Below are 11,774 nucleotides of genomic sequence, written 5' to 3'. Positions count from 1 at the left end.
ACGAGTCAGGCCTTGGCGGTAGTGGTGAAGCTGGCGGCACCATCGTGGTTGAGCGTCCAGATGGATCGACAGTCACCACCATTGTTGATGAGAACGGTCACTGGGAAATCCAGCCGAACCCGCTGGACGAAGGCGAGAAGGGTAGCGTTACCATCACCGATCCAAACGGCAACACCAGTGAGCCGACCGAAACTGATACGACCGACCTCAGCGCACCGGATGCTCCGATTGTTGAGAGCAACAACCTGGGTGGTCTGACCGGTACAGGTGAAGTCGGTAGCACCATCACCCTGACCAAGCCAGACGGCAGCACGGTTACCACCGTGACTGACGCCAATGGCAAGTGGGCGATGCAACCGAACCCACTGGCTGACGGCGAAGAAGGCAAGGTCACTGCGACTGACCCGAGCGGCAACGTCAGCGGTGAAACGGCTACCGGCAAGGCTGACCTGATCGCGCCGGATGCACCGGTGATCGAGACCAATAACGAAACCGGTCTTGGCGGTAGTGCCGAGGCAGGTGGCACCATCGTGGTCAAACTGCCGGACGGCAGCACACTGACGACAACCGTTGATGAAAACGGTCATTGGCTGATTCAGCCGAACCCACTGGATGATGGTGAAAGCGCCAACGTCACCGTGACCGACGAGGCTGGCAACATCAGTAAACCGGTGAACACCGGTGGCTCCGATGTGATTGCTCCGGATGCTCCGATCGTAGAGAGCAACAACCTGGGCGGCCTGACCGGTACAGGTGAAGCCGGTAGTACCATCACCCTGACCAAGCCAGACGGCAGCACGGTTACCACCGTGACTGACGCCAATGGCAAGTGGGCGATGCAACCGAACCCGCTGACTGACGGCGAAGAAGGCAAGGTCACTGCGACTGACCCGAGCGGCAACGTCAGTGGTGAAACGGCTACAGGCAAGGCTGACTTGATCGCGCCGGATGCACCTGTGATCGAGACCAATAACGAAACCGGTCTTGGCGGTAGTGCCGAGGCAGGTGGCACCATCGTGGTCAAACTGCCGGACGGCAGCACACTGACGACAACCGTTGATGAAAACGGTCATTGGTTGATTCAGCCGAACCCACTGGATGATGGTGAAAGCGCCAACGTCACCGTGACCGACGAGGCTGGCAACATCAGTAAACCGGTGAACACCGGTGGCTCCGATGTGATTGCTCCGGATGCTCCGATCGTAGAGAGCAACAACCTGGGTGGTCTGACCGGTACAGGTGAAGCCGGTAGCACCATCACCCTGACCAAGCCGGACGGCAGCACCGTTACTACTGTGACAGACGCCAATGGCAAGTGGGCGATGCAACCGAACCCGCTGACTGACGGCGAAGAAGGCAAGGTCACTGCGACTGACCCGAGCGGCAACGTCAGTGGTGAAACGGCTACAGGCAAGGCTGACTTGATCGCGCCGGATGCACCTGTGGTGGATAGTAATAATCTGGCTGGGCTGACGGGCTCGGCAGAGGCTGGCAGCACTATTACGTTGGTCAAGCCTGATGGCGGAACAATGACAACCGTTACGGATGCGAACGGTAATTGGCAGTTCCAGCCTAATCCTCTGCCAGAAGGGGAAAAAGGGCAGCTGACAGCGACTGACACCAGTGGTAATACCGGGCCTGAGACCATCACCACTGTGAGCGATCTGACGCCGCCGTCTGTACCGCACATTGATCAGGTGATTGATGATCAAGGTGGGTACACCGGCCCTGTCGGTAATGGTGATTACACTGATGATGACTGCCCGGAAATCATAGGCAGTGGCGCTGAGGCAGGAGCCTTGATCCGTGTCTATAACAAGGGCATTGAAATTGGCAGTACTTACGCCGATGAGAACGGAGCTTGGAGCTTTACGCCTGGTAGTGCCCTGCCTGTTGGGATACATGTATTCAGTGTGACGGCCACAGATGCTGCGGGTAACACCAGTGGCTTCAGTAACGAGCATGCGATTAACGTGCAGGCGGTCAGCGATCTGGCAGATATCGCCATCACTTCGATCAGCGACGACACCGGTGTTGTTGGTGATTTCATCACCAGCGATACCAGCCTGACAGTCAGCGGTACGCTGAGTGAGAAGTTGCGTGCCGGTGAACAGGTGCAGGTGTCGAATGATGGCGGAAAAACCTGGATGACTGCCTCGGTGGTTGATACATCCTGGTCGTTGTCCGACCCGACCTCACATAACGGCCGGTTCACCTATATCGCCCGGGTAGTGGATAGGCTCGGTAACTTCGGTAATCAAGCCGAACAAGTAGTTGTTGTGAATACCAGCAGCCCTGAAGCGAAGATCAGCATCGAAGCGATCAGTGATGACAATGGTATTAGCAACAGTGACTTCATCACCAACGACAACACCTTGCTGGTCCATGGTTCTGTGGATCGTGAACTGGGAGCTGATGAGCGAGTTGAAGTTAGTCTCGATGGCAAAAATTGGGTGGTCGCATCTGTAAGTGACGCCAAATGGACGGCTGATTTACAGCATATCCAAGTGCCTGATGGCATCTATCAGTTGCAGGCTCGGGTCATTAACACTGTTGCGAATGTCGGCGACAGCGTTAGCCGAACGCTGGAAATAGACACTGCGGGTCCGGTCACACTGGGGCTTAGCAGCTCGGATAGCTTGGCTACAGATACGACACACGGTCTGCAGAGCCCCTTTAGCGACAGTGTGTACAGTCAGAATAATGACTTGGTTACCCGGGATCAGACTGTCACGTTGCAGGGGACCTTAAGCCGTTTGTTGAATCAGGACGAGCACCTACAGATCAGCTTTGATGGTGGTCGTAGCTGGACAACCCTGATTTCCCACGGAGCTGCTCAGTGGACCTATCAGTTGCCTGAGGTGAGCCGTAGTACGACCACGACCTACCATCTGCGCTTAATCGACGATGCCGGGAACGTCTCCACCGATACTGGCTTCAATGAGGCTGGCTACCGAGTCGTGGTGGACATGGATGCGCCGGACAAAATCTCCGCTGCACCTGAGGTCGAAAAAATCGTAAACAGCAGCACCGTGTTCAGCTTTGACAGTTCCAAGTACGGGCGCGTGGAGGCTGGAGCAATTGTCTCGCTGGTGAGTGATGTGAATGGCAACGGCACCTATCAGGAAGGGTTGGATACCGTTATCGGTTATGCCAAGGCCAACGCTGATGGCAGCTGGAGCTTGGATACGACTTTGCCTGGCGGGGCTCATAACCTGGCTTTTGTCGTGTGGGATGAAGCTGGTAACCGCTCGGGTATGAGTGCCACCACCAGTGTTGGTGTGACATCTGGCCAGGCCGGGAGCACTCTGATTGAGCAGACCTGGGGGGGCACAACGGATGCAGAAGGCTATGGGCTGAATGCGGCGTCTGTGACGATTAACCAGAATGGCTCTTGGTCGTTTTTCCAGAGTGCTAGGGCGGAGACCGGTGCTTACACGGCAAACGCGGGGCGGGTGTATTCAGCCAACAATCAGACCGACTACAGCTCGGTTTATCTGGCTCAGCCAACGATTGCTAATGGGGCGGGAGCCAATGTTATTGAAGCCGGTTATGGGCGCTTCATTAACTCCGCTGTATTTGCGGATATAAACCGTGATGGCCTTGCTGACGTAATGTCTCAGGTCAGCTCCTACGGCAATGCTGGCTATACGGCTTACTGGATGCAGAATGCGGATGGTACCTATCAGCCCAAGGCTTTGTATCAAGGGACGTTAAACCATCTGGGCGGTGCAATCGCCTATGACCGTCAGGGTGATGGATATCTGGACTTTGTGCTGGCTGACTCCGAAGCTGACTCGATCTCTTTCATCAAGAACGAGAATGGCAACCTGACGTATGAGCAGGCATCCGGGCGTGCAGCAGGGCATCCAGGTGGGGCGATGCCCTGGAACCATGCAATCTTGCATGAGGTAGGTGCGGTTGACCTGAACAACGACGGTACAGTGGATATCACGGCTCACTCTAATTACAACGGTACTACTGCTATTGGTAACCTCGGTCGTGGACTAGCCATCATGTACAACGATGGTGCTGAATTCAGTCAGTATGTGAACTACGCCGATGTGTTCCGTAACGACGGGTATCTCGATTATGGAAACCTGTCTATTTCCATGACTTGGGCGGACTTCAATGGTGATGGCTGGCTTGACCTGTACCTGAACCGTGGCGCAAAAAATGCGGTGAACTCCGATGAGAGCCGCATTTATCTGAATGATGGTACGGGTGGTCTGCTTGCTACCGATCAGGAAGCGCTGTGGTTTGGCGACAATATGGATGGCGGTACATCGCTGGCAGTGGACTGGAACCACGACGGTAAAATGGATGTGATTGAGGTTCCACGTCAGGGAAGTGCCGGTACTCCAACGCTGTACCTTAACCAGGGCAATGGTGTTTGGTCGGGAACCGCGCAGGCGCTTACAGATGCACCGCTCGCCAATATTACTGGCGCTGTAGCTCTGGACTACGACTGGGACGGCTCCATGGACCTGGTGATGTATCGGGCTGGAGCTGACGGTGATGTAGTTGCACGGGATAACGCTGCTCCGACTTTGCTGGTGAAAAACACCAACATTGCCGCGGACGGGACCAGCTTGCAGATCCGTATTCTGGATAAGAACGGCATCAACACGTTCTACAGCAATACCGTCAAGCTCTATAACTCCAAGGGTGAGTTGGTCGCTACACAGCTGATCAACCCGCAGGCATCAGGTTCCAGCAATAGCATGGCGCTTGTAAGTTTCTTTGGTCTGGAGGCCAGTGAAACTTACTCGGTGCAGTTGCTGAGGATTGAAAACGGCGTTGCTAACCACGTAGGCGCGGTCGCAGAGCTGGGTGGCTATACCAATGGTACGGTCAACCAGAGTTGGGGCGGACTTACCACCGGAAAGGCGCACGATGCTTATGTGCTTACTGCGGAGAGCGATGGTGCCAGCAACGACACAATCGGTGCTGGAGGCATCGTTGGTACCGGCTATAACGATACCTTCTTCGGCTCCGAAGGCAATGACACCTACAGCGGTGGTGGTGGTTGGGACCTGGTCGTCGACGGCGCGCAGCGCTGGAGTGCTGACGGTGGCATGGACGTGGTGGATTACAGCCAATCGACCAATGCTATCAACGCGAACCTGCACACTGGTGTGGCCGTAGGCCAAGGTGAGGACAAGTTGATCAGTATTGAGGGGCTGATTGGTACTGATCAGGCCGATACTTTTACTGATAACGCAGCCAACAACTTGTTCGAAGGCCGTGGTGGCAACGATGTGTACTACCTAACTAATGGTGGTAATGACACCTTGATGTACCGCCTGCTGGACAACGCTGATGGGACTGGCGGCAATGGGCATGACACGGTCTACGGCTTCCACGTTGGCAACATCGCAACGGATGCCAATGCCGACCTGATTGATATCAGTGGTCTGTTGGATTACAGCGGCCCGGTGTCGTTCTATCAGGACTCGGATGGCCTGAAGCTGGACCATTCTGCCAAAGGCATTCTGGATTACCTGAGTGTCGAGGTGAAAGGTAACGACACGGTGATCAGTATTGACCGTGACGGTACAGGCGATCAGTCCAAGTTTGTCGAGATACTAACCTTGGCAGACACCCAGACCGACTTGCTGACCCTACTGCAGAACAACCAGATCATGGTGTAACTGAACCAGACGCTGCGTGGCTTTGCTCGCAGCGTCTGATCTGGTACTTAAGCCCGCTTCGGCGGGCTTTTTTGTGCCTGCGATTTGCCCGTCAGGCACCCAGCAGGCTTTGTCCACAAACGCGCAGAGTCTGCCCGCTCACTGCTCCTGAGCCCGGTTGGGCGAACCACGCTACGGCCTCTGCCACATCCAGCGGCAGGCCGCCCTGGCCCATGGAGTTCATGCGTCGCCCGGCTTCGCGGATGGTCAGCGGGATGGCGGCGGTCATCTGGGTTTCGATAAAGCCCGGTGCGACCGCATTGATGCTGATGCCGCGCTCGGCCAGGGCCGGTGCCCAGGCTTGGGCCAGACCGATCACGCCCGCTTTACTCACGGCATAGTTGGTCTGCCCCATGTTCCCGGCAATACCGCTGATGGAGGCGATCAGCACCACGCGGGCATTGTCATGCAGCTTGCCGTTTTCGAGCAGCGCCTGAGTCAGCTCTTGCGGCGCATTGAGGTTGACGTTAATGACCGAGTTCCAGAAGTCTTCGCTCATTTTCGCCAGCGTCTTGTCGCGGGTGATGCCGGCGTTATGCACGACAATATCCAAGCCTTGTGGCAGTGCTTCAATCAGCTGCTGAGCCGCGTCCTGTGCACAGATATCCAGCGCCAGTCCGCGACCGCCGAGGCGTGAGGCGAGGGCGTCCAGTGCGTCTTTGGCGGCAGGTACATCCAGCAGCACCACATCAGCCCCGTCACGGGCGAGCACTTCGGCAATGGCGGCGCCGATGCCTCGGGAGGCGCCGGTTACCAGCGCCTTCTTTCCGGCCAGAGGACGTGTCCAATCACTGACGTGTGTCGAACAGGCCGACAGACGCAGCACCTGCCCGGATACATACGCACTCTTGGCAGAGAGGAAGAAGCGCAGCGCGCCCTCCAACTGATCTTCTGCGTCTGGCGCTACATACAGCAGCTGCACTGCGCCACCTCGGCGGATTTCTTTGCCGAGTGAACGGGTGAAACCCTCCAGTGAGCGCTGTACGCTGGCGGCGATCGGGTCATCCAGACTCTCCGGGGCGCGTCCCAGCACCACTACGCGGGGGCAGGTACTTAGGTTTTTCAGGGCGGGCTGGAAGAAGTTGCGTAATTCGATCAGCTGTTCAAAACGGGTCAAGTGGCTGGCATCGAAAACCAGCGCCTTGAGCTTGCCATCCTGCTCGCCGTTCCAGCCAGGTACATCGCCCTGGTTGTCAGCAGCAGTAAAAATGGTCTTGTTTAGCTTGTGTGCAAAGCCAAGAACGGCCGTAGCCATTGAGCCTGCGCCGCCTATAAGCAGAGCCCCTTCCAGCGGGTGGCTGCTTCCGGCAACCCAGCGTTCAAGGTGTAGCGGAGCAGGTAAACCAAGGGCGTTGACCAGTCGACGGCCGGCGTTGGAGTTGGCGAAGGCGAGGTAACGGTCAGACATAATGGCACCTGAGAGTACTTAAAATTTGCCATAACTCTACGCAGACCATAGAAATACGCAATTGACCGGCCGTCATGCAGTGTTGGCATGGCGGCCAATGCGACGCTGCAATCAGGCGTTAGCCTGTGTCACCTACCATTCAACAAAGGAGTTGTTCATGAGCCAGTTGCGCCGTGTTGCCATCGTCGGGGGAAACCGTATTCCGTTTGCCCGCTCAAATACCGTCTATGCCACGGCGAGCAATCAGGAAATGCTCACCAGTGCACTGGATGGCCTGGTTGAGCGTTTCAACCTGCATGGTGAGCGCCTCGGTGAAGTGGTCGCCGGCGCTGTGCTCAAGCACTCACGGGACTTCAACCTGACCCGCGAAACGGTACTCAGCACGCGTCTTGCTCCTGAAACACCGGCCTACGACATTCAGCAAGCCTGCGGAACTGGGTTGGAGGCCGCTCTGCTGGTGGCTAACAAGATCGCACTCGGCCAGATTGAGTGTGGTGTGGCGGGCGGTGTGGACACCACATCCGATGCGCCGATTGGGGTGAATGAAGGTTTGCGCCGGATTTTGCTTGAAGCCAATCGCGGCAAGACCACAGCAGACAAGGTCAAGACTCTGCTGAAAATTCGTCCAAAGCATCTGGCACCGGCCATTCCGCGCAATGGTGAGCCGCGTACCGGGCTGTCTATGGGCGAACATTGTGAGCTGATGGCGAAAACCTGGGGCATCCCACGTGATGAGCAGGACCAGTTAGCCTTTGCCAGCCACCAGAAACTAGCCGCGTCTTATGCTGAAGGCTGGCACGATGACCTGCTGACGCCTTATCTGGGCCTGACCCGCGATCAGAACCTGCGCGCAGATATCAGCCTGGAAAAACTTGCCACGCTCAACCCCTGCTTTGACCGCAGCGCCCAGGGAACCCTGACGCCTGCCAACTCAACACCGCTGACAGATGGTGCCTCTGTGGTGCTGCTGGCATCGGAGGAGTGGGCCAAGGCCCGTGGCTTGCCGATTCTGGCGTATTGGAAAGACGGCGAAGCCGCTGCGGTGGATTTTGTCAGCGGCAAGGAAGGGCTGCTGATGGCCCCGGTCTATGCGGTGCCGCGACTGCTGGCCCGTAACAACCTGACGCTGCAGGATTTCGATTACTACGAAATTCATGAAGCCTTTGCCGCCCAGGTGTTGTGCACCCTCAAAGCGTGGGAAGACGCCGAATACTGCAAAACTCGTTTGGGCCTCAATGCGCCGCTGGGCTCTATTGACCGCAGCAAACTGAACGTGAAAGGCAGCTCGCTGGCGGCAGGACACCCGTTTGCGGCGACCGGTGGTCGGATCGTCGCGAACCTGGCCAAGCTACTTTCCGTGGCGGAACAAGGTCGCGGTTTGATCTCCATTTGTGCAGCTGGCGGCCAAGGTGTGACTGCGATTCTGGAAAAGTAATCCAATAGAGGCTCCCGTGTTTTTACACGGTCAGCGACACCATGATTTCAGGCGGCCCGCAGATTTGGGGCCGCCTTTTTTATGCTCGCAGTTTAGGCTTTGGTGCTCTGGACGAATGCGCTGCGTGCAGCCTTATCGAATACTGCGAAAGCGTTGGATCTGCCGGATACGTTGGGGATGACGCTTTACAAATCTACCTTTTGGGTAGCAACCGACGCTTTCTCCTGAGCTAAGAGCGCCTGTTTGCGTGCGAGCCCCCAGCGATAACCAGCCAGCCCCCCAGTGCTGGAAATCACCCGATGACAAGGTACGATCAACCCCAGTGGATTACTGGCGCAGGCGCGGGCTACGGCGCGTGGATGACTGCCTACTTCGGCTGCCAGTTGCGCATAGGTTCGGGTTTGGCCGCTGGGGATTTCCCGCAGCTTGTTCCATATCTGCTGTTGAAATGCTGTGCCGCGAATATCCAGCGGTAGATGCGCTGCGCGCTGAGGTTCACATATTTGCTCTAACAGCGTTGCCAGCCAGTCTTGCAGGCCTTGGTCATCATGCTCAAGGTGAGCCGAGGGAAAGCGTTGTTGCAGCTCTTGCTCAAGAGCTTGATGGCTGTCGGCAAACAGCACCGCGCAGATGCCTTTATTACTGCTGGCCATGAGGATCTGCCCCAGGTCGCATTCGGCAATGGCATAGCGGATTTGCTCAGGCAATGCCTGTTTACGGCTGCGTCCAGAGTTTGCAGGCATCACAATGTTCTCCGTTTGTTCGCGCTCTTTAGCTTTCGCCCACGCGTGGGGCGTCAGCCCGGTTCGGGCTTTAAAAGCACGGCTTAGATGGGATGCGGAGAAACCGATTCGGCTGGCCAACTGATCAAGTGTCAGCGGCTCTTGGCTGAGCAGCTCACAGGCAGCCTGCACCAGTGCATCTAACTGTTCAGCAGGGCTTTGTCCGTGGGGCGAGCAGCGTTTACAAGGACGATATCCGGCTGCTTCTGCTGTACTGGCGTCTGGGTAAAAGTTCACATGCTCCCGCTTAGGGCGGCGGGCCGGACAGCTGGGGCGGCAGTAAATGCCTGTGCTGCTGACGGTGAATACAAACTGACCGTCTTGCGCAGCATCACGGGCACAAATGGCTTTCCAGCATTGTTCGGGCGTGAGCATGGCGGTTCTCCTTGGCGAAGTTGGATTGTCTTCGGTGAGCGGGCGCTTGCCAATTCACATCTGACTTTCAAACTTCGCCTGGAGCACCTTACTGCCAGTTGAGGGTCAGCTCAGCCTGCCAGGCAACCCGCTCGAAATGCCTGCCCAGTACATCCTGCAAATAGGGCAGGTCATCTTGGTTATCAGCCTGCACCGTTAAGCGCAGACCTTTGTCGTCGGCCTGCAGCAGGCCAAGGCCTTTTTCAAACTCGATCCGGCCCTGTTGCTCATCGAATGTGACGGGCACTTTATGGGCAAAGTGCTTACACAGGCGGCTGATGTAACGTGCCGGTGTGCCTGTCTCGACATAAGCGCTGGATTCAAATGGCATGTTGACCTCCGCGATCAGTAACCGGCAGTGAAGCGTCTACGCAGATGATGCGGGCGTTCCAGCTCATCAACAATAGCCACTGCAAGGTCGGCTACGGTGATCGACGCCGGTTGGTCGCCGTTCATCAGTAGCTCATTTTCGCCCAGACGGAATTTGCCGGTGCGCTCACCAGGTGTTAGCAGCGCTGGTGGGGAGATAAAACTCCAAGCCAAGCTGGTTTCTGCCTGAATGATATTCAGTGCCTGACGGGCACCTTCTGCGCCTTCACGGTATTGCGCGGGGAAATCAGGTGTATCCAGCAGTTGAATGCCAGGTGCTACATACAGGCTACCGGCCCCGCCGACGATTAGCAGGCGCTGCAGTTGCGCTTGTTTAGTTGCGTCGATGATGGAGCGAGTGCCATCAATGAATTTTTCGCGGATATCCTCCCGGCCCCAGCCAGGATTGAAGGCGTGTACGACGGCGTCGTGCCCGTTCAGCTGTTGGGCCAGTTTGGCTGTGTCGAATACATCGCTTGCCTGTGCGGTCAGAGCCGGATGCTCCGGCAGTTTCTCGGTGTTGCGAACCAGTCCGGTGACCTGATGGCCACGGTTAAGAGCTTCTTGCAAAACAGCCGCGCCAACAAATCCGGTGGCGCCGATCAGTGCGATCTTCATGGTGTATCTCCTTGAAATGACGGGAGAGATGATCGCAGCTGGATAAAGGGGAGAAAAATAGGCTAAAAGTGCTTTAACTATTAAGTGGAGCTTAATAATGGAGCAGCTAAAGCGTATGGCTGTGTTCGCTACTGTGGTGGATAAAGGCTCGATGGTGGCGGCTGCTGAAGCATTAGGCATGACCGCTTCTGCGGTCAGCCAGCAGATTCGTAAGCTTGAGCAGAGCACCCAGGTTAACTTGCTGCATCGCACCACCCGTAAGCTGACGCTGACTGAGGCTGGAGCCACTTTTTATCAGAGTTGTTCTCAGGTCTTGGCTTTGGCTGAAGAGGCTCAGCAGCGCCTGGCCGAGTTGCGCGATGCGCCGGTGGGGGAGCTGCGTATCGCCGCTCCGGTCGGATTTTCCGGTACACGCATCAGTAACGCCCTGGTGCCTTTATTGCAGGCCCATCCGGGGCTGACCCTGCGGCTGATGTTTCATGATGAACAGATCGACCTGATTGAGCAGCGGGTTGATCTGGCCATCCGCATTGGGCAAATGGACGATTCCAGCCTGGTTGCCCGGTATATCGGTGATTCACGTATGGTGCTGTGTGCCGCGCCAGCCTACCTGCTGCGCAGGCCGTCGCTTACTACCCCGGGGGATTTGCTTGCTTGTGACTGGATCGGTCTGAACGCAGATGGTGCCAATGCCAGTCACTTGCAAATGGTCGGGCCGGATGAGCAGGTGGTTAAACTCCGTTTGGAGAGCCGCGTGAGCTGCAACAACATTCTGGCCGTGCGTAACTTCACCCTGGCCGGGATGGGCATATCCATACAACCCGAAGAGGAAATTCGCAGCGAACTGGAGCGCGGTAGCCTGCGTCACATACTGGAGCAATGGCATTTTCCGGCCCACGGTATTTATTTAGTTACACCGCGTAGAGAGGCGCAGCCCGCTAAGGTTCGCTATGCGATTGAGGCATTGCGCAAGCATTTACTGCCGCACTGACTCATTCTGCCGGTGACAGGCTGTGCGATGGTCTCAGATTGCCGTATAACAAGCGCTATTCCAC

The 11,774-nt window shown here is 56.6% G+C and carries 7 protein-coding genes; 3 read left to right on the top strand and 4 right to left on the bottom strand.

Annotation, left to right across the window (positions count from 1 at the left end):
- On the top strand, window positions 1-5,654 hold a 5,654-nt coding region (locus AO726_RS05595), incomplete at its 5' end, for an Ig-like domain-containing protein (RefSeq protein WP_058067043.1).
- 91 nt (window positions 5,655-5,745) lie between these two features.
- On the opposite strand, the gene AO726_RS05590 is transcribed toward AO726_RS05595, so the two are convergent.
- Window positions 5,746-7,101 carry a 3-oxoacyl-ACP reductase gene (locus tag AO726_RS05590; RefSeq protein ID WP_058067042.1) on the bottom strand — a complete coding sequence of 452 codons (1,356 nt, stop codon included), beginning with the start codon at window positions 7,099-7,101 and terminating at the stop codon, window positions 5,746-5,748.
- 157 nt (window positions 7,102-7,258) lie between these two features.
- Here AO726_RS05590 and AO726_RS05585 point away from each other — a divergent pair, with 157 nt between their 5' ends.
- Entirely contained in the window at window positions 7,259-8,536 is a 1,278-nt protein-coding gene (locus AO726_RS05585; RefSeq protein WP_058067041.1) for an acetyl-CoA C-acetyltransferase, read from the top strand.
- A 185-nt stretch (window positions 8,537-8,721) separates the two neighbouring features.
- Here AO726_RS05585 and AO726_RS05580 read toward each other — a convergent pair whose 3' ends face one another.
- The 3 genes from AO726_RS05580 to AO726_RS05570 all read right to left on the bottom strand — a co-directional run bounded on the left by AO726_RS05580 (window position 8,722) and on the right by AO726_RS05570 (window position 10,719).
- Window positions 8,722-9,693 (bottom strand): bifunctional transcriptional activator/DNA repair enzyme AdaA, encoded by a 972-nt coding sequence (locus tag AO726_RS05580; RefSeq protein WP_058067040.1) that lies wholly within the window; start codon window positions 9,691-9,693, stop codon window positions 8,722-8,724.
- A gap of 88 nt (window positions 9,694-9,781) precedes the next feature.
- Complete coding sequence (locus AO726_RS05575) at window positions 9,782-10,063, bottom strand: DUF2218 domain-containing protein (RefSeq protein ID WP_058067039.1); 282 nt, start codon at window positions 10,061-10,063, stop codon at window positions 9,782-9,784.
- Between the two features lie 14 nt (window positions 10,064-10,077).
- Complete coding sequence (locus AO726_RS05570) at window positions 10,078-10,719, bottom strand: NAD(P)-dependent oxidoreductase (protein WP_058067038.1); 642 nt, start codon at window positions 10,717-10,719, stop codon at window positions 10,078-10,080.
- Window positions 10,720-10,816: 97 nt separating this feature from the next.
- Here AO726_RS05570 and AO726_RS05565 point away from each other — a divergent pair, with 97 nt between their 5' ends.
- Complete coding sequence (locus AO726_RS05565; RefSeq protein WP_058067037.1) at window positions 10,817-11,710, top strand: LysR family transcriptional regulator; 894 nt, start codon at window positions 10,817-10,819, stop codon at window positions 11,708-11,710.
- The last annotated feature ends 64 nt before the right edge of the window (window positions 11,711-11,774 follow it).

Source organism: Pseudomonas sp. TTU2014-080ASC (assembly GCF_001446935.1).
Classification (GTDB): Bacteria; Pseudomonadota; Gammaproteobacteria; order Pseudomonadales; family Pseudomonadaceae; genus Aquipseudomonas.
Note: the sequence above shows the minus strand (reverse complement) of the source record. Positions and strands in the feature narration are given on the sequence as shown.

What these genes read in the sequence shown, in the direction of transcription:
- AO726_RS05590 (WP_058067042.1), bottom strand. Translation starts at nt 7,101, where the DNA reads ATGTCTGACCGTTACCTCGCCTTCGCCAACTCCAACGCCGGCCGTCGA.
- AO726_RS05575 (WP_058067039.1), bottom strand. Translation starts at nt 10,063, where the DNA reads ATGCCATTTGAATCCAGCGCTTATGTCGAGACAGGCACACCGGCACGT.
- AO726_RS05565 (WP_058067037.1), top strand. Translation starts at nt 10,817, where the DNA reads ATGGAGCAGCTAAAGCGTATGGCTGTGTTCGCTACTGTGGTGGATAAA.
- AO726_RS05580 (WP_058067040.1), bottom strand. Translation starts at nt 9,693, where the DNA reads ATGCTCACGCCCGAACAATGCTGGAAAGCCATTTGTGCCCGTGATGCT.
- AO726_RS05585 (WP_058067041.1), top strand. Translation starts at nt 7,259, where the DNA reads ATGAGCCAGTTGCGCCGTGTTGCCATCGTCGGGGGAAACCGTATTCCG.
- AO726_RS05570 (WP_058067038.1), bottom strand. Translation starts at nt 10,719, where the DNA reads ATGAAGATCGCACTGATCGGCGCCACCGGATTTGTTGGCGCGGCTGTT.